General features: G+C 40.3%; 18 protein-coding genes. 7 read left to right on the top strand and 11 right to left on the bottom strand.

Features of this window, described 5'->3' with window-relative positions; translation table 11 throughout:
- Positions 1-104 precede the first annotated feature (104 nt).
- The 3 genes from AC1M9P_RS03990 (at position 105) to AC1M9P_RS03980 (ending at position 2,570) form a co-directional block, all read left to right on the top strand.
- On the top strand, positions 105-551 hold the full coding sequence (locus AC1M9P_RS03990) for an RrF2 family transcriptional regulator (RefSeq protein ID WP_481586785.1): 447 nt from the start codon (positions 105-107) through the stop codon (positions 549-551).
- Positions 552-637: 86 nt separating this feature from the next.
- Positions 638-1,492 carry a ribosome biogenesis GTP-binding protein YihA/YsxC gene (gene yihA / locus AC1M9P_RS03985; RefSeq protein ID WP_180028257.1) on the top strand — a complete coding sequence of 285 codons (855 nt, stop codon included), beginning with the start codon at positions 638-640 and terminating at the stop codon, positions 1,490-1,492.
- A 133-nt stretch (positions 1,493-1,625) separates the two neighbouring features.
- Complete coding sequence (locus AC1M9P_RS03980) at positions 1,626-2,570, top strand: metal-dependent hydrolase (RefSeq protein ID WP_481586784.1); 945 nt, start codon at positions 1,626-1,628, stop codon at positions 2,568-2,570.
- A 57-nt stretch (positions 2,571-2,627) separates the two neighbouring features.
- On the opposite strand, the gene AC1M9P_RS03975 is transcribed toward AC1M9P_RS03980, so the two are convergent.
- Entirely contained in the window at positions 2,628-3,881 is a 1,254-nt protein-coding gene (locus tag AC1M9P_RS03975; protein ID WP_481586783.1) for a dicarboxylate/amino acid:cation symporter, read from the bottom strand.
- A 169-nt stretch (positions 3,882-4,050) separates the two neighbouring features.
- On the bottom strand, positions 4,051-4,923 hold the full coding sequence (locus tag AC1M9P_RS03970) for an acyl-CoA thioesterase (RefSeq protein WP_035265059.1): 873 nt from the start codon (positions 4,921-4,923) through the stop codon (positions 4,051-4,053).
- A gap of 300 nt (positions 4,924-5,223) precedes the next feature.
- Between AC1M9P_RS03970 and plsB the strand changes: the two genes are divergently transcribed.
- On the top strand, positions 5,224-7,797 hold the full coding sequence (plsB, locus tag AC1M9P_RS03965) for a glycerol-3-phosphate 1-O-acyltransferase PlsB (protein WP_481586782.1): 2,574 nt from the start codon (positions 5,224-5,226) through the stop codon (positions 7,795-7,797).
- A 36-nt stretch (positions 7,798-7,833) separates the two neighbouring features.
- On the opposite strand, the gene AC1M9P_RS03960 is transcribed toward plsB, so the two are convergent.
- The gene (locus AC1M9P_RS03960) at positions 7,834-8,631 is read right to left on the bottom strand and encodes an NAD-dependent epimerase/dehydratase family protein (RefSeq protein ID WP_481586781.1); all 798 of its coding nucleotides are present in this window, start codon (positions 8,629-8,631) and stop codon (positions 7,834-7,836) included.
- A 53-nt stretch (positions 8,632-8,684) separates the two neighbouring features.
- On the opposite strand from AC1M9P_RS03960, the gene recG reads away from it, so the two are divergent.
- Both recG and AC1M9P_RS03950 read left to right on the top strand, forming a co-directional pair.
- Positions 8,685-10,730 carry an ATP-dependent DNA helicase RecG gene (gene recG / locus AC1M9P_RS03955; RefSeq protein WP_481586780.1) on the top strand — a complete coding sequence of 682 codons (2,046 nt, stop codon included), beginning with the start codon at positions 8,685-8,687 and terminating at the stop codon, positions 10,728-10,730.
- A 67-nt stretch (positions 10,731-10,797) separates the two neighbouring features.
- Positions 10,798-11,430, top strand: coding sequence for a ComF family protein (locus AC1M9P_RS03950; protein WP_481586779.1), 633 nt, complete (start codon positions 10,798-10,800; stop codon positions 11,428-11,430).
- 17 nt (positions 11,431-11,447) lie between these two features.
- On the opposite strand, the gene AC1M9P_RS03945 is transcribed toward AC1M9P_RS03950, so the two are convergent.
- Both AC1M9P_RS03945 and AC1M9P_RS03940 read right to left on the bottom strand, forming a co-directional pair.
- The gene (locus tag AC1M9P_RS03945) at positions 11,448-11,849 is read right to left on the bottom strand and encodes an NUDIX hydrolase (protein WP_481586778.1); all 402 of its coding nucleotides are present in this window, start codon (positions 11,847-11,849) and stop codon (positions 11,448-11,450) included.
- Entirely contained in the window at positions 11,846-12,445 is a 600-nt protein-coding gene (locus AC1M9P_RS03940; RefSeq protein WP_481586777.1) for an LOG family protein, read from the bottom strand. Before AC1M9P_RS03940 ends, AC1M9P_RS03945 begins: the two co-directional genes overlap by 4 nt.
- 155 nt (positions 12,446-12,600) lie before the next feature.
- Here AC1M9P_RS03940 and AC1M9P_RS03935 point away from each other — a divergent pair, with 155 nt between their 5' ends.
- Entirely contained in the window at positions 12,601-13,614 is a 1,014-nt protein-coding gene (locus AC1M9P_RS03935) for a CorA family divalent cation transporter (protein WP_035265042.1), read from the top strand.
- A gap of 110 nt (positions 13,615-13,724) precedes the next feature.
- On the opposite strand, the gene AC1M9P_RS03930 is transcribed toward AC1M9P_RS03935, so the two are convergent.
- From AC1M9P_RS03930 to AC1M9P_RS03905, 6 genes are all read right to left on the bottom strand, one after another.
- Positions 13,725-13,985 carry an STAS domain-containing protein gene (locus tag AC1M9P_RS03930; protein WP_218945337.1) on the bottom strand — a complete coding sequence of 87 codons (261 nt, stop codon included), beginning with the start codon at positions 13,983-13,985 and terminating at the stop codon, positions 13,725-13,727.
- A 39-nt stretch (positions 13,986-14,024) separates the two neighbouring features.
- Positions 14,025-14,657, bottom strand: a complete 633-nt coding sequence (locus AC1M9P_RS03925) for an MlaC/ttg2D family ABC transporter substrate-binding protein (RefSeq protein WP_035265038.1) — start codon at positions 14,655-14,657, stop codon at positions 14,025-14,027.
- Between the two features lie 19 nt (positions 14,658-14,676).
- Positions 14,677-15,357: an outer membrane lipid asymmetry maintenance protein MlaD gene (mlaD, locus tag AC1M9P_RS03920; protein ID WP_481586776.1), complete on the bottom strand. Its 681-nt coding sequence runs from the start codon at positions 15,355-15,357 to the stop codon at positions 14,677-14,679.
- Positions 15,357-16,136: a lipid asymmetry maintenance ABC transporter permease subunit MlaE gene (mlaE, locus tag AC1M9P_RS03915; RefSeq protein ID WP_035265034.1), complete on the bottom strand. Its 780-nt coding sequence runs from the start codon at positions 16,134-16,136 to the stop codon at positions 15,357-15,359. Before mlaE ends, mlaD begins: the two co-directional genes overlap by 1 nt.
- A complete protein-coding gene (locus AC1M9P_RS03910; protein ID WP_481586775.1) occupies positions 16,133-16,951 on the bottom strand; it encodes an ABC transporter ATP-binding protein in 819 nt (272 codons plus the stop codon). The genes mlaE and AC1M9P_RS03910 overlap by 4 nt, the downstream gene beginning before the upstream one ends.
- Before the next feature lie 422 nt (positions 16,952-17,373).
- Positions 17,374-19,188: a DEAD/DEAH box helicase gene (locus tag AC1M9P_RS03905; RefSeq protein WP_180028266.1), complete on the bottom strand. Its 1,815-nt coding sequence runs from the start codon at positions 19,186-19,188 to the stop codon at positions 17,374-17,376.
- Between the last annotated feature and the right edge of the window lie 287 nt (positions 19,189-19,475).

Genomic DNA, 19,475 nt, shown 5'->3' with positions numbered 1-19,475 from the left:
CATCTAAATCTTCAACCGAAATAAGATATTAAGAGATCACTGAAAGCTCCGTTCGCGGGGCTTTCAATGTTAAGATAGGAATAAGCTGTCTTTTATGATGATCTATGCAACTGAATAAATTTACCGACTATGCCCTGCGTATATTGATGTATGTCGCACAACCTCGCGACTTGCCTTATACCATTGCAGAGCTGGCAAACCAATTGCAGGTCTCAGAAAACCACGCCATGAAAATCGTTCACTTTATGGCAAAACAAAATTGGCTAATGACCACTCGAGGCAAAGGTGGCGGTATACGTCTAGCCCCTCAAACTCTGAATATCTCATTAGGGACTTTAGTGAGAACACTTCAAGGCGATCAGCAAATTGTAGAGTGTCATAACCCACCATGCGTATTAAGAAGTGACTGTGGCTTAAAAGGCATTTTAGATCATGCAGTCAAACAGTTTTATCAGCATTTAGATCAATTTAAACTGAAGGATGTTATACCCACCTTAGGTATAAAATTCAATTCAGATTCACCCATTCCGTTCATTCAAGTTACACCATAGATTTACTCAATTCGATTGAGTATTCGCTTGCATGCGCGACTTCCTTTATAATAGCTGATTGTAAATTGAGTTATTGAAGTTGAGCTATGCATCACAGCAGAGGAAAGTCGAAAAACAGTAAGGCGTCAAATGCCCCAAAGCAAAAGATCAGCTATGAGAAAAAAGCCGATCCAGCGATTACTGAATATTCGGTTCAAGCGCTCAACTGGTTGCGCAAAGCCGAATTCTTAATGAGTGCACCAAAACTGAATTTATGTGTCGATGACACAGGTTATGAGATTGCTTTTGCAGGTCGTTCGAATGCTGGTAAATCGAGTGCGATTAATGCATTAACTAATCAAAAACAACTTGCACGTGCGTCTAAAAAACCTGGTCGCACACAAATGATTAACTTTTTTAGCATGGGCAATGCCGAACAAAGATTAGTTGACCTTCCTGGATATGGCTATGCTGCTGTACCTGAAAGCATGAAAATCGTTTGGCAAAAAGAGCTTGAAAACTACCTCATTCATCGTGAAAGTTTACAAGGGCTTGTATTGTTAATGGACATACGACACCCTTTACAACATTTCGATGTCATGATGTTAGAATGGGCTTATTCACGTAAATTATTTGTCCATGTTTTATTAACAAAATCAGATAAGTTAAATCGTGGTCCAGCTTCCAAAGCATTGCAAGAAGTTAAAGCTCAATTAAAGAAGATGAAGCTTAACTTCTCTATCCAATTGTTCTCATCCCTCAATAAGCAAGGTCTTGAAGAACTCGCAAGCGTTATTGCTGGTCGTTTAAATTTTACGCTTGAGCAACCTAACGGATTTGATCTAAGTGCAATTCCTGAAGTAAGTGAATCAGACATCGATGAAGATTTTGATCATGATATTCAACAAGATGATGAATCACCAAGCGAAACAACCGAACTAGAATCCAACAAAGCCGAATAGTATCTACCCTACTGAATGGTTAAATCATTACATTCACTAATTGATACATCAATGTCCTCAAATGCTAAGGTTATTTGAGGGCATTTTTTTATACTGAAAAATGATAATCACAACAAAAATTCAGGAAAGTGTGATGAAATTATTGTCTCGATTAAGAAATAGTAAGATTGGATCTTCTATTGAGTATCACATCAAACCTCGTAAAGTTAAATTTGAGTGGGCGGATACACCAGTAGATTGGGTTCCAAATCAGCCTTTCGTTAGTTATTTTATCAATGAAATTAACAATATCTTACCAGCAGGCGAATTTTGGTTTTGTCGTCTGTACAACAAAGTATTACCCAAAATTACTGATGAAAAACTTGCAGAAGATGTGAAAGCTTTTATTCGCCAAGAAGCGATGCACGCTCAAGCACATAATTCAGCAAATAAAGAATATCTCAGCGCACGTCATATCGATATTCAACGTAACCTCGATATCATGGACTTTCTTTTTGGAAAACTTTTAGCGGATAAACCTTTAGGTCTAAACGTCCCAAAAGCCTTAGATCATCAGTGGGATTTATTCAGATTAGGTATTATTGCTACTGTTGAACATATGACTTGTGTCCTCGGCAAATATGCCTTGTACAACAAAAAATGGGGAGAATTGGGTGCTGATGCCAATATGCTCGATCTCGTAAAATGGCATGGTGCTGAGGAAATTGAACACCGTACCGTTGCATTTGACTTATATCGTCATCTTGGCGGTGGTTATATTTCTCGCTATTATCAAAGTGTAGTTGTGATTACTGCTGTATTAGGTTTATGGGTTGATGGTGCTGCTCATATTATGGGTCAAGACCCTCGCTTTAAATCAATTAAACCAGCTGTTTACAAACCTTGGATTTGGCGTGAATGGGCACGAATTGCCCAAAAAGACAATGGTTTACTTCCTCACCCATTCTGGCTTGTTTCTCAACAACTCGGCTATTTAATGCCTTGGTATGACCCTGTTCATGAAGCAAAAACTGAAGATGCGATCAACTATCTAAATCAGTCACCAGCAGCGGAACGTGCAGCACTGAAAGTTGCATAATGTATTCAATAAAAAAAGCAGGGTGATCCCTGCTTTTTTTATATCTGATCTAATCTTTTAAGCTGTATTTTTTTCAATAGGTTCATGATCAGGATTCGTGTAACGATCTACAACAACACTAATCATCATATCCCCCTGCACATTCACCACTGTTCTAACGGTATCTAACAAACGGTCAATCGGCAATAATATCGCGATTGCTTCTGCTGGGAGTCCAACTGATTGTAAAACCATAATCATGGTAACCATACCTGCGCTAGGTATACCTGGTGCCCCTAAAGATGCAATCATTGCTGTCGCACACACAATCAATTGTTGTCCTAACGTTAAGTCAAGCCCCATTAAATTCGCAATAAACAGCGCCGCCGCAGCCTCATACAATGCCGTCCCATCCATATTCAACTGTGTCCCGAGAGGGATCACAAATCCTGCAGTCTGGGGTCTTACTCCTAAATTTTCCTGAGCACACTTCATTGATAGCGGCATGGTTGCGGAACTTGAGCTGGTAGCAAACGCCGTAATCAAGGCTGCTCGTGTTCCCTTAAAAAATGTAATTGGATTCATTCTCCCGAAAATCCAGAGCAACAAAGGCAAAACAACAAGGCCATGAAAGATGGTCGTTCCCGTGACTACTGCTGCAAATTCTGCTAATCGACTCAGAACAGATAGGTCCTCCGTCGCGATTAACTTTGCCAGTAACGCAAAAATCCCTATTGGTGCGAGCTTCATCACCCAACCAATCATCAACATCATGATTTCAAAAAATTGCTGACTCAACGCTTTCACTGTTTTAAATTTTTCACCACCTTTAACGAGAGCCACCCCAATTAAAAGTGCAAAAACGACAACGGCTAACACATTACCTTCAGCAAATGCTTTAAACGGGTTTATTAGTGTATTTTGGATAAAGTTGGTAAAAAAACTCGAGGGAGTCAAAGTATCAGGCGTCTGATGCTGATTCATGGTCTCTTGAAAAATAGTGATGTCTACACCCTTCCCGACCTCGAAAAGATGCGCACACGCAAGCCCTAAAATCAGCGCCAACGTTGTGGTTGTGACACAACAAGCAAGGGTAATTTTCCAAGTTCTACCAAGTTGGCCACCAGTCTGCAGATTGGAAACTCCGACAACAATAGAACTAAAAATTAGAGGAATCAGTAATAGTTTAAGTAGACCAATAAAAATACTACTGGCAATCCCTAAGCCATATAAACTTCCGTTAAAAAATGCTGTATCAGGGAATACATTTAACAAGATGCCAAAAGCCACACCTAAAATTGCAGCAATTAAAATTTGCGTATTTAGACTCATGTCCTGTGCTTTTCATTTTGATTTATTAGTCGCACTATGCCATGAGCGACTTCAAGAATCGATCATTTTTTCTTGTTAGCTTTGCAACCGAAACGAATAATTTATAAATACAAATATGAAGTAAAAAAGCCAAATCTGAAGATTTGGCTTGAAGCATAGATCAATTATCTTATTGCGTTTCGATTTCACGAATTCTAATTAGACCTTCTTGTACTGTACTACAGACCAATTGTCCATTTTGCCACATTCGCCCAAAGTTCAATCCTCTTGAACTTGCACTAATCGTTGCCTCCATGTCATAGAGCATCCAATCATCTACACGAAATGGTTTATGAAAGTACATGGTATGGTCAATGCTGGCACACTGTAAACTCGGTGAAATATAACTGAGTCCATGTGGTCGAAGCGCGGTTGTCATCAAAGTAAAGTCTGAATAAAAAGCAGCGATCGCCTGATGTAATGCGTTTTCATCTACATCATCAGCCAAACGATCATGTGTACGAATATAGTGCGCGTAAGACGGCGCCTCAGGTTGTGGTTGGAATGGATTCACTGGCATTACAGGCTTAATTTCAACATGACGATCACGCATAAAGCTGGCACGTACATTCTCTGGTACAAAATCCACAATCATTTTCTTGAGTTCAGCTTCAGATTTTAACCCATCTACTGGCGGGTATTCGGGTTCAGCAACTTGATAATTGAGACCCTCTTCTTGGTCTGCAAAAGATACCATACACATGAATATCGTCTTGCCATGTTGAATCGCACGAACTTGGCGACTCACAAAACTACGCCCATCTCGGATTCGATCTACCTCATAAATAATGGGTGCATTAACATCTCCACCAAATAAGAAATATGCATGCAATGAGTGTGCAGGGCGATCAGTTGTATATGAAGCAGCACGTAACGCTTGACCTAGAACTTGCCCACCAAAGACACGTTTTCCAACCAAATTTTGGCTTTTGCCTCTAAAAATGTTTTCTTCAAGTCGTTCTAGCGTGAGTAAATCTACGAGTTCTTGCGTGAGCTGATTCATATCGGACCTATATATTTATTGCTACGACATTAAATTGGTCCTGTTGAATTTAAACAGATTTTCCAATTTAATGACTCAATCTCTATCTTGCCATAATTTCCGAGTAAACAACTAAACTTTGCTTGACTATATTGTCATAAAACAAATTTGATATTTTGGCTAAAAATACGATTATTAACGAAAATTCATCCAAATTCTGTGCATTTTGTTAGAAAATGACATATTGTTTTGATCACAGATTTAAGAAAATAATTGCCTTCATTCGCGTCATGCGAAATTCGTCTTTGGCTAGGAGTATGTATGTCCAAGAATGGCTTTGGTCAAATGTATCGTCGACTTTCCAGTAAGTTGCTTGACCTCGTAGTAACACCGCATGTTCTTGGAGAGGTTCCTACTGAAACCCAACCTTCAACACCACCCACTGAAAATAACACGACTCACAAAAAAGTGGTGTGCTATGTATTACAAAATTACTCGCGTAGTAATGCGTTAGTGGTTGACGGCGAAACTCGTCGATTAAATCTCGCGCCAGCACTTGACCCACTCATGATCGGGGACCATAAAGAGAAAGCTGCTGTATTATTTTTACAACATCAAGATGAAACAAACTTACTTAATCCGCCACTCCATGCATTTCCACCTCGTCTCCTCAGATTGATCGAGATATTGGATAAGCACCCAGATACTGACATTGAACTTGTACCAGTGACTGTATTGTGGGGCCGCTCACCGGACAAAGAAGATTCATTATTTAAATTGCTATTTACGGACACTTGGGCAACACCAAGTACTGTTAAACAACTGATGAATATTGGTTTACATGGTCGCCAATCTTTTCTTGAATTCCATGAACCAAAATCACTGCGCGAATTGGTAGATTACGCACGTGTAACACATCCAAACTTGTCTCCTGCAACATATATCGTCAATCAACTCAATGATTATCTAGATCGTCAGCGTGAAGTTGTATTAGGTCCAGATTTGTCAGATCGTCGAAACGTGATGCAATCATTGATTAAATCTCAAGATGTTCAGGACGGAATTCGCAAAGAAAGTATTCGCTCTAAAATCAGTTTGATTGAAGCTGAGCGCCGTGCGATCGGCTACGTGAATGAAATTGCATCAGACTATTCTCATGCAACCGTACGTTTTGCAGAACAAGCCCTGACGCGTCTTTGGACTCAACTCTATGACGGCGTAGAAGTACATAATTTCAATACAGTTCGTGAATTAGCGAAAGACTACGAAATTATTTATACACCTTGTCATCGTAGCCATATTGACTACCTATTACTCTCTTATGTGATTTATAAGCGTGGGATGATGGTACCGTACATTGCTGCAGGTGATAACTTGAATATGCCATTCGTTGGACAGCTTTTACGTGGTGGCGGTGCATTCTTTATACGTCGAACCTTCCGTGGAAATGCGTTATACACCACTGTATTCAAAGAATATCTATACAGTATCCTATCGCGCAACACGCCATTAGAATACTTTATTGAAGGTGGACGTTCACGTACTGGACGTTTATTACCACCGAAAACAGGTATGTTGGCAATGACTGTGCATAGTCATTTGCGTGGTCGTGCTAAACCTATTGTATTTGTCCCAACCTATTTTGGTTATGAACGCCTGATGGAAGGTGCAACTTACGTCGGTGAAATGAATGGTAAGCCTAAAGAGGCCGAATCTATCTTTGGTATTTTACAAACCTTAAGAAAGATTGAACGCATCTTCGGAAAAGTACACGTAAACTTTGGTGAACCCGTCTTCCTTGATGAGATTTTGAAACAGCATGGTGCTGAACATATCAAAATTGAGAAGAATGATGACCCGATTCCTCAAGAAGTTTCTGATGCAGTCAACACCTCAGCAAATGCAATTCTTGAAAATATTAACCGTGCTGCTGTTATCAACCCAGTTTCGTTATTGTCACTTATTCTTCTATCGACTTCCAAGCACACGCTTGATGAAGAGATTTGTATTAAACAGTTAGATACCTATCGCAATCTTCTAACAGCTTTACCTTATGATCATCGAGTTCAAATCACACCACTGTCTGGTAAAGAAATCATTGCTTATGGTTTAAAACTCAAGTTGATTAAGCGTGTAAAACATGTCCTTGGCGATATTATTGCGATTGAAGATGGTCAAGCAGTATTACTGACATATTTCCGCAATAATATTTTGCATGCTTATGTCTTGCCATCACTGATTGCTGCGATGGTCGAGCACAATGGTAAAATTTCACAGGGCGATTTGATTAATGTCATTCGTACACTTTATCCATTCTTGAAAGCTGAACTGTTCCTTAAGTGGAATACGGATGAGCTTAAAGAACAGATCTGTAACTATGTTCAAGGTCTGGTAGAAGCACAGTTGATTACGATTGATGAACATGGAAATTTATGTAGCCCTGCACCTAACTCTGAACAACACAATCAGTTAGTCGTGCTTGCTGCTCCAGTGAAGCAAAGTATTGAACGCTACTACATGACACTTGCCCTAATTACTCAACGTGGCTCTGGAAATATTACGACCAAGCAGGTCGAAGATTTAAGCCATCTATTAGGTCAGCGTTTATCTGTACTTTATGAGTTCAACTCACCTGAATTCTTTGATAAAGCGCTCTTCCAAAGTTTTATCAAAGTTCTGACTCAACAAGGCTATATCAGTAATAACGAAGAAGGCGCAATAGTCTTTGATGCACAATTCAAAGAGGTTGCTCAATATGCCAACTTGGTACTAGATGATGTAACCTTACAAATGTTGCAACATATCACTTCATTTAACGATGAAGAGCTCAAAGAAGCTTTGGATGCAGTTGCTGATCAACAAGCCAAAAAACGCTTAAAACGCAAGAAAAAATAGTATCTAAAACCCTCCCCAGTGAGGGTTTTTTTATGCCTAAATGAGTTCTCGATAATCCTTAAAAAATTGAGCATGTTTCAATTTAAAACCAGTGCTTAACATTCGAGAGGCATAAATTTTCTTTCCACGCTGTGCCTCACTCAATAATTTTAATGGAGGGATGTTTAACTGCTTTTGGAACCACAGAATAATTTCATGTAATGGAATGGGTTGATTATTACTACAAATATAAGTTTTTTCTGGATGTTCCACGTGAAGTAAATGGATAAGAAAACCCGCTAAATCTTCGATATGAATTCGATTCGACCAATGCACATTGGGATAGTCCATTGTATTTTGAGCAAGCTGCATCATTCTCTTCACGGATACGCCATAAATACCAGTGGGTCTCACAATGATACATTGCTGTGGAAAGGCTTCTTGCCAAAGCTTCTCCATTGTGGCTAACACTAATGCTTTCTCATCTTGCGGATTGATCTCTGTTTGATCATCAATCTCCTCCCCTTGATCTTGTCCGTAAACGCGTGTCGACGAGACAACAATAATCTTTTGGATAGGATGCAGAGCCAGCTGATTTCTCATATGTGGAATCGCATCTATGAAAGCTGCTTTATACCCGTTTAGTGATGGGTCTTTAGGTGCAATCAACACGTATACTGCATCAATAGGCGACAATGTCGATAAATCAAGTTGGTGTATATCTTGTTGAAGATGTATAGCACCTGCTTGATCTTTCCTGCTTAAACTGACTGTGGTAATTTGATGTCCTTGTTGAAATAATTGTTTAGCAACATGTTGCGATGTTTTACCATAACCGATAAATAGAATATGCATGTAAGACCTATTCTCTAGTGTTATAAATTCAATTTAAGCAAAGTTGAGGGGACATGACTGCAGTCCATCAGTTGCAAGGTGTAGGAAACGCCGCTGCCGCTTTACTCGAAAAATTAAATATCTGGAATACGGATGATCTTTTGTTTCATCTGCCTCGAGATTATGAAGATCGCAGTACTATTGTGCCCATGAATCAACTTCAAGTAGGTCGAAGCTATTTACTTGAAGGCACTGTCGCATCAATGGATATGCCGCCTGGTAAACGCAAATCCATGGCAATATTATTACAAGATGATTTTGGAAAAGTCACTTTACGTTTTTATCATATTTATAAAGCATTGATGGATCGCGCAAAGCCTGGAAATCGTTTAAGAGTGTTTGGTGAAGTCCGAGTAGGCGCTCGTGGCCTAGAAATGTATCACCCAGAAATTCAACTGATTACGGATCATACACCACTTCCAAAAACGCAGCTAACAGCAATTTACCCATCAACGGAAGGACTCACTCAACCTAAACTGCGTGAATATATTAAACAAGCTTTAGCACAACATGCCCATGATTTACCAGAACTGATTCCTGCAAAATTTACCAATGGGTATGCTTTAAAAGAAGCACTAGAATATATTCATCACCCTCCCACCGATGCCAATATGTTGCAACTGGCTGAAGGACAGCATCCTGCGCAGCAACGTCTCATCTTTGAAGAATTAGTCAGTCATCAAATTAGTTTGTTGACTCGTCGTGCATACATTCAACAGATCTCCGCACCTGCATTTTCAGCCAGTCGAACATTTGCCAAACAACTTCTCTCCACACTTCCCTTTGAAATGACGAATGCTCAAAAACGTGTTTCAAATGAAATTGTGAAAGATCTTAAACAAAACAAACCGATGCTCAGACTGGTGCAAGGTGATGTAGGCGCAGGCAAAACCCTAGTAGCAGGCATTGCGGCATGTCATCCACTCGAAGAGGGATGGCAAGTTGCTCTTATGGCACCGACTGAAATCCTCGCAGAACAACATTATTTAAATTTTAAAAAATGGTTCGAACCACTCAGCATCCAAGTTTCTTGGTTATCAGGCAAACAAAAAGGGAAAGCACGTGCTGCTGCAGAACAGCAGATTAGAGAAGGCTCTGCCCAATTGGTCGTCGGCACTCATGCACTATTTCAGGATAACGTCCAGTTTCATAAATTGGGTCTTGTCATCATTGATGAACAGCATCGGTTTGGAGTTGACCAGCGTCTAGCATTACGAAATAAAGGGGCACAGGATACGACACCACATCAGTTAGTAATGACCGCCACCCCTATCCCACGTACGTTAGCAATGTCAGCGTACGGAGATTTAGATACTTCTGTGATTGATGAGTTACCCCCAGGGCGTACCCCAATCCAAACAGTCACTATTCCACTCGATCGTCGTGAAGAGGTCCTGCAGCGGATTGCGACAAACTGCGCTGAAGGTAAGCAGGCTTATTGGGTCTGTACATTAGTGGAACAATCAGAGACGTTAGATGCCCAAGCTGCTGAAGCGACTTATCAGGAGATTAAAGAACGCTTTCCGCACCTCAATATTGGTTTGGTTCATGGCAAAATGAAAGCTGATGAAAAACAAGCTGTCATGCAACAGTTCAAAGACAATCAATTACAACTGCTGATCGCAACAACTGTGATCGAAGTTGGAGTGGATGTACCAAATGCATCCATCATGGTCATTGAAAATGCGGAGCGACTGGGTCTATCTCAACTACATCAATTAAGGGGGCGTGTGGGTCGAGGTGCTAAAGCAAGTTTTTGCGCATTATTGTATAAAAGTCCTTTATCGCAGAATGGACAAGAGCGTTTACGCATTATGCGTGAAACCAATGATGGCTTTTTAATAGCAGAAAAAGATTTGGAAATCCGTGGCCCAGGCGAACTGTTAGGAACGAAACAAACTGGAGACATGGGCTTTCGCGTGGCTAAATTGGAACGTGATGACCATCTGTTAACTCAAGCGCACTATGTCGCGACTCAAATTTTAAAAGATTACCCACATCAAGCGGATGCTCTTCTTAAACGATGGTTACCAGAAGCACCTAGATATGCGTATGTTTAATATGTTCCTTAATCAACGAGCTCAGCTATAATCATAGGTACTCACAATAAAAATAACTTGAGCCATGATGCTGAGCCCTATTCATAACCTCTATCACACATTATTATCACGACGCGCTTGCCAATTATGTGGATTCTCTCCAACTCAAACCCACAGATTATGTGATGACTGTTGGACAATGCTCCCATGGAAAAGCCCTTCACTCATTCATCGACATGAAAGAAATATTTATGCTTGTTTCGACTATAGCTTTCCTATAGATCGCATTATTCACTTATTCAAATATGAACAACAACTTCATTATCAAACTTTTCTAGCACACACATTGCTAGAACTTAAACTGAAACGTTTTCAAGCGATTGTACCTATGCCTATTTCAAACGAGCGCTTGAAAGAGCGTGGTTATAATCAAATGATGGTCATCGGAAAAATTCTTTCCAAAAAACTGCAAATACCCATTTGGCAGCCAATTGAACGTTCAGCACAACACTCACAGAAAGGCTTAACACGTGTAGAAAGAATCGAGGATATTCAATCTCAATTCAAACCAATACGTTCAGAAAAAGGAAAGTTTAGAAATATCCTGATTATTGACGATGTCGTGACCACAGGGAGTTCAGTCAATGCGTTGGCCAATGCACTAGAAAAGCTCGGCTGTCAGAACGTTCAGATCGCATGCATTGCAGCCGCAGAATATTGACACAGTCACTTTAAGTTTTAATTGGCATTAAAATGCTGCCTACACCAAGGAATCACGATTTCTCGAGTTAACGGTGCTAAAGGCGTAGCATCATCATCTAAATCGATCCATTTCATTTCAGCAATTTCTGCATGAATATGAGGCTCTTGTTTAAGCTGAACTCGATAGAGATAACTAATCAACTGATGATCCGCTTCATTTGCAGCTTTGGTTTCAAAACGACCTATATATTGATCTATTACTGCCTCAGCGCCAATTTCTTCTTTAATTTCTCGCAGAATCGTGTCCTCAGAAGGCTCATTCTCCTCTAACTTCCCACCAACTTGCATGAAAAACTGGGTATTCTTTTTTCGAACCAACAACAACTGCTGATCCTCATTGGAAATAATCGCTGCTGCGACAGTAATGACTTTGCTCATGTATCTAGTTTCACCAAATCTTCTCGATCTTGGACACCCCATTTCGGTTGTGGTGCCTGATAAGACTCGAATTTTGACACAATATCCTCGATTGAAGTTGAATTGATTAATGCATTGGTAAAGCGAGCTCGAGTAAACTCTTGATCTGTCGTATGTTGAATGAATTGTAATAGATCATCATAAAACCCGTTAATGTTTAAAAATGCGCAGGGTTTAAGATGAATACCGAGTTGCGCCCATGTCCATTGTTCAAAAATTTCTTCAATTGTTCCTGCACCACCCGGTAAGGCAATAAAACCATCCGACAAATCTGCCATCAGCGTTTTACGCTCATGCATACTGGTAACAACGTGAAGTTCAGTCAAATTTGGATGTGCTAATTCACGATCCACCAATCCTTGTGGAATCACGCCAATGACCTTTCCACCAGCCTCTAATGCACTATCCGCAACAATCCCCATTAATCCTGAACGACCGCCACCATACACCAAGGTCTTGCCTTGTTGCGCTAAATATTTCCCTGTTTTCTTTGCTGCATCAGCATAAACAGGATCGGAACCTAATGTTGAACCACAAAATATTGCAATAGAATTCATTTAAAATTAGCCTTAAGTTTTTATAACAACAATTAAAATGATATGTTCTGTGTTTTTTAACCTAATTAATGATGGAATCAGTTTTTTTTCATGGCATCCTTGTCTAAAATACACCCATCGTTCACACACAAACTGCGCAAGGGAGAAAAGATAAAATGCTTGAAGCCTTTTATGCCACAGAGCGCGGTAGTCTAGAAGATGCAACGATCAATGGTGGGTTTGATTTACACCCTGAATTGGTTTGGATCGATTTAATTGCACCCTCTCAAGATGAGCAAGAATGGGTTTTAGATGCCTATAAACAAAATCTTCCAACACTAAAATCATTAGAAGATATTTCATCATCTGCACGATTCTACCGTGATGATGATGGCATTTTACATATCAGTACGTATTTTTTAACGAAAAATAAAAACTACCAAGTCGATGGTGACCCTGAAGAGTCATCCAATATGCTAGGAACGGTTCAAACCGTTGCATTTATTCTACATAAAGATCGACTATTTACTTTACGTGGTGAAAAGCTCGTTGCTTTCCGTGCCTTTCGAGCACGTGCTCGCCGTAATGATTACGACATTGACTATAAAGATCCGACTTGGATACTTTTGGGTTTACTCGAAGCTAAACTCGATGAGCTTGCGGATATCTTAGAAGATATCCACAAGGATTTAGAACTCTACTCTACAGAAGTATTGAATGTTCGCCACCGTGAACAAATTCTTGATCTCGATGATATGATTACCCGTCTTGCTCAAAAAGAAGATATGTTGGGTAAAGCGCAACTCTGTTTAATAGACTTACGCCGCGTTCTGACCTTCTTAGCAAGACCCCGTGCCTTAGGCAGTCATATTTATGATGCTGATATTCGAGAACTCAGTGAGGATGTTCGCTCATTAGTAGAACATGATGCATTCTTGTTCCAGAAGGTTCGATTCCTATTGGATACCACTTCGGGTTTCATTAATACTGAACAGAATGATACGATTCGTCGATTCTCGATTTTACCTAGCATGCTTGCTCCCCCGATGTTGGTGGCCAGTATTTATGGTATGAACACTGATGTACTGCCCTTTGCTCAAGGAACGACGAGCTTTGTTGTTGTCAGTCTGATTATCCTAGTATTCTTATTTGGACCACTGATTTATTTTAGATGGAAAAAATGGATTTGAGTACGCTTTGATGTCGCGTTTTTTAAACAACGTATGAAGTACCTTCTGTTGAGTAAATTACTATTTTAAAGCGATAAAAAAGCACCCTAAGGTGCTTTTTTATTTTTCAATCAAATCAATTTTAAATCATTTTCTAAATGGCAAGATTGAATGATTTTCATCATTTTTTCTGGCACAGATTTAAACTGTAAACTCGATGTTCCAGGTGCTTGACGCAATAAACGCACTAAAACAGCTAGCGCCAGAGTACTACCATGTTCAAGACCTGATAAATTTACAGTAAGTGGAAACTGCTTTGCCTGTTGAATCAACATTAAACCTTGTTGATAATACTGTTCAGCATTGTCGAAGCTAATTTTTCCAGAAACCATAATTTCTTGATCTTTGAGTGAAATCACAATTGTTCTCTGTTATTTTTTCTCAACTGCAGCTTCAGCATCAGGCTTGAAGTTTGCAATTGCTTTATTGATATCGCCACCATTACGCTTCACAGTAGCAGCAAACTGATTACGGAATTGCAAACCTAAGTCAATTCCAGAAACGTTGATATTGCGAATCTTCCACTGATCACCTTTATCAGCCAATTGGAACGATACAGGGATCTTCTCACCCTTGTTAATAAAATCAATCGTTACAACAGGGTTTTTAGTGTTAGATGCTTTATACGGACGAATTGTATATGTCTGATTAGAAAACTTAGAGAAAGCACTACCATAGTTTTCAATCAATGTTTCACGGAAGTTCTTCTCAAACTGTGCGCGTTGAGCAGCATTACTATATTGATTCGTTGCATAAGTTCCCATCACGATACGAGTAAATGATTGTGAATCAATATATGGATCTAAATTTTGACGAACAATTGCGCGTACCGCAGCAGGGTTATTTTGTAACTTAGCTTGGTCTGCTTTTAAACGTGAAATTAAGCCATCAGCTACTTTTTTGATAAATGCAGGAGGAGTCTCCGTAGGTGCAGCAAATGCTGTACTCGCAATCATCGTCGATAAAACGCTAACAGTCAGTGTTTGCTTTACGAACGTATTCATTTATTTTTCCTCTATTTAATCATTTAACAAAAGAAGCAGTTTCATCTGTGAATTCCACAGTCTCTGCATCTGATGAACCATTTGAATCTTTTTTCGCAGCTGAGTCACCAGCACCACCTGTCACAAATTTAGACACTAAGTCTTCAATTTCCATTGTGCTTTGTGTGTTGCCAATTTGATCACCACGTTTTAAATAATTTAGACCACCACCTGGAACAATTTTGAGATACTTCTCGCCCAGTAAGCCATTTGTCGCTACCATAATGTAAGCATCTTCATCAATATTGGTGATGGAGTTCATGTTAGCGATCAGTTGCTTTTCCATTTCTTTTTGTTGCGATGGCGTCGCAGCTTCATAGTCACTGCTATAGCGCAACTCTTCTAAAGCACCTTCTTGCACAGTTTTAAGTTGTTCATCATTGAAAGATGTCAGCTCACCATCTAAATTAATTTTCACTGTAGCAAGACGTGTTAACGGATCTAATGTGATTGACTCAACTTCACCTACTTTTACGCCGCTTAGTGCAACTTTAGCACGTGGTTTAATACCATTAACATTATCAAAAGTTGCCGTCATGCTATAACTATCTTTTAAATTTGTCCCAGCTAAGCCACTTACTTTCATTGCCAAGAAAAATAATGCACAACCAAATAGAATCACGAATATTCCAACTGCGAGCTCACTCGTACGTGATTTCATTACACACCTCCAAACATGACCGCAGTCAAAACAAAATCAAATCCTAAAACACATAGTGATGAATACACTACCGTTCTTGTTGTTGCTGTCGCAATGCCTTCTGATGTAGGCTCGCATGAATATCCCTGATATACGGCAATCCACGTACAGATTAAAGCAAATACAAAGCTTTTGATGATCGTGCCATTAAATACATCTTTATAAAATTGAACGGCACTTTCCATACCACTCCAATACGAACCTTCATCAGCACCTAAAAAATCCACACCGACCATTTTTCCGCCCATGATCCCCACAGCAGCAAAAATTACGGCAAGCATAGGCAAACTAAATATACCCGCCCATAAACGTGGTGAAATAATGCGTTTAAGTGGATCAACACCGATCATTTCCATACTAGACAATTGCTCAGTCGCTTTCATCAAACCAATTTCGGCGGTTAAAGCAGATCCTGCACGCCCCGCAAAAAGAAGTGCAGCAACCACTGGCGCAAGTTCACGCAACAAGGTCAACGAAACTGCTGCACCAAGCATCGCTTCACTGCCGAAAGTGACCAAAATGCTATACATCTGCAAACCCAAGACTGCACCTATAAACAGTCCTGAAACCACAATGATAAGCAATGATAATACGCCAACACGGTACATTTGATAGATAAAGAGTTTGACTCCAATCCAAGTCGGCATCGAAAATAAAATTTGAACTAGCATAATGGCTGCAACGCCAATACCTTGAACACGTTCTATAACGCGTCTACCTAGTGAGGCTATCGCATTCATGTACGCACCTCATCACTTAAATATGCTTGATGACTAAATTGATAATCCACAGGACCTTCGACCGAACCTGTTAAGAATTGACGAACGAAAGGCGAACTATGACTCTTTAACTGATCAGGTGTACCCTCGCCTTGTACTTTACCTTCCGCAACCACATAAATGTAATCTGCAATAGATAATGTTTCAGCAACATCGTGAGACACAATAATGGTCGTTAGGTCTAACGCTTCTCGTAAAGAACGAATCAATCGGGTTAAAACCCCCATTACGATGGGATCCTGACCAGCAAATGGTTCATCGTACATAATCAAATCTGGATCTAGTGCAATTGCACGAGCTAACGCCACACGGCGATTCATCCCCCCTGAAAGCTCAGAAGGCATCATTTGCTCAGCGCCACGTAATCCCACAGATTCGAGTTTTAAAGCGACCAGTTCTGCAATCAGATGTTCAGGCAATTGAGTATGGGCGCGGATAGGGAAAGCTACATTTTCATAGACAGTCATATCAGTGAAAAGCGCACCACTCTGAAAGAGCATCCCCATACGAGCACGTGCTTTAAACAATTCCTGACGACTCATTTGGCTAATATTTTTGCCATCCAACAAGACCTCGCCTGCATCAGGTACAAGTTGCCCCCCAATGAGTCTAAGAAGCGTGGTTTTCCCCGTCCCTGAAGGACCCATAATGGCAGTAATTTGCCCCTTACGAATCTTTAAATTGACTTGGTCGTAAATAACACGATCACCACGATTAAAGCTTAAATTTTTTACTTCGATCAATGCTTGCTCATCGATTTGTATTTGATTATTCATAGCTGAGCGTGTTCCTACAATTTTTCAGCTTGCATACTATACTCTGAAATAACTGAATTTAAATGTTATTTATAAAATACAAGGTTAAGCGGACATTGTAGCATTATTGATCATTTTTATTAATTTTGCTTATAGAAAGATGTGTTTTATTTATGAAACAATGATTTGAAATTATTCTTTTTTAAAAATTTATAATGTGATACTAAAAAAATAATAGGCAAGATTAAGTAATACCAATAAAAAGAACACGTACATCATGATTGCACCCACATTCATTTGCTTCGTCTCAAGCATTACAATCTTATTATTCATATTTTACATTTACCATAAATAATGTGAACTTATTCACTTTTATTCTAACAGATTTTTTTATATGAGCAATAAAAAACCAGCCCGAAGGCTGGTTTATTTAGCTATACCGATTAGTCGTTAAATTTACGACGTGGGCGATCGCTATTGAATTCACGCTTTGGACGGTCATCACCAAATGTACGTTTTGGACGATCAAAACCACCTTCACGACGTGCTGGACGGTCACCGAAATCACGTTTTGGACGGTCACCAAAACTGTTTTCACGAGGTTTATAATCTACACGGTTACCACGATTGTCATCGTTAGAACGAGGGCGATCACCGAAATCACGCTTTGGACGATCATCAAATGAACGTTGCGGACGGTCACCGAAATCGCGACGTGGACGATCTTCGCCATTAAACTCACGACGTGGACGGTCATTGTTAAACTCGCGACGTGGACGATCTTCACCATTGAATTCACGACGTGGACGATCATTGTTGAACTCGCGACGCGGACGATCTTCGCCATTAAACTCACGACGTGGACGGTCGTTGTTGAACTCGCGACGTGGACGATCCTCACCATTGAATTCACGACGTGGACGATCTTCACCAAACGAACGGCGTTCACCATCACGATTACCTTCGCGACGTTTGAAGTTTGATTCACCTTCAAAACGACGACCACCGCCGAAACCACCACGGCCACGGCCTTCACCACCACGGCCACGACCGCGACCAGCGCCATCACGACTACCGCGTGCTGGAGGTGGAGATGGCTCAAGACCTTCAATTTCAGAAACTTCTAGACGTGCATCTAAGTAGTCTTCTAAAGCACGAATTTTGCCACGTTCACGGTAAGTCGCTAATGTGATTGCTTTACCAGTACGACCTGCACGACCTGTACGACCAATACGGTGTACATAATCTTCGTTCTTCATTGGAAGACCAAAGTTAATCACGTGTGAAATTGTTGGTACATCTAGACCACGTGCTGCAACATCAGTTGCAACTAAAATTTTTGCGCGACCTTCACGGATGCTGCGCAAACGACGGTTACGTACAGTCTGTGGCATTGCACCATGAAGTGCTACAACTGAAAGACCAGCTTCAGACAGTTCTTCTGCAAGCATATCTGTATCTTCTTGCGTAGAAGCAAATACAACGGCTTGATCAAGATCTTCTTCATTTAACCAATGTGTTAAAAGCTTTTTCTTGTGCTCAAAACCATCAGTCCAATGTAAAGTCTGAGTGATGTCAGTATTCGTCGTGTGACCAGTTTCAATCGCAATACGTTCAGGCTCATTCATCATACGTTCTGCCAACGTAATAATACGTGGTGCGAAAGTCGCAGAGAACATTAATGTTTGATCACGGTTACCCGCTAAATCACTGATCGCCTCTAAATCTTCAGAGAAACCAAGATCAAGCATACGGTCTGCTTCATCTACGATTAATGATTTAACTTTGTCCAATTTGATTTGACGACGGTTTACAAGATCAAGTAAACGACCTGGAGTCGCTACAACAACTTGTGCACCTTTTAATTGTTGGATTTGTTTACCAAAAGGCATACCACCCATAATCGCAGCAATACGAACACCTTTCATGTGACGTACAAATGCAATCGCATCTTGGCTCACCTGTTGAGCCAATTCACGTGTTGGGCAAAGTACTAAAATTGTAGGTGCAGTTACAGCACGCATACGCTCTTTGAAAGAAAGCAACGTATCTTCACTACCCGCTAAAGCGTGAAGTGTAGGTAATAAGAATGCAGCAGTTTTACCAGAACCTGTTTGGCTTGATACTAAAAGATCTTTACCATCTAAAGCAGCAGGAATTGATTGTTCCTGAACAGGAGTAGGCGATGTAAAGCCTAATGCTTGTAATGCTTGTTGAAGTGATTCGTGTAGTGGAAAATCAGCAAAAGTTTTGCTCATAGAGTTTTTCACCCGAAAATTGGGTGCTCCATTAAATAAAGTCTGATGGACATCGGCAAAAAGCGGTACAGCAATAATCGCTGAAAATATAGAATCAGCGGCGATCCGAGAACGACGATGCGTATAACGCACACATGATTACAGCCTGAACCTGAAGGAATCGCTTTTAGCGATTGGGTGGGGCGCGAAATAATGTCCTCTCTTTGGACCGGACGCGCATACACAATATAGAAGAGAAATGTTCAGGTAATGAACGAAATTTAGTGCGTGCGCGGAGTATAACAGAT

It is taken from the genome of Acinetobacter sp. 25-47-122, from assembly GCF_056779695.1.
The sequence above is the reverse complement of the archived record's forward strand: the minus strand, read 5'-3'. Positions and strand labels throughout refer to the sequence as shown.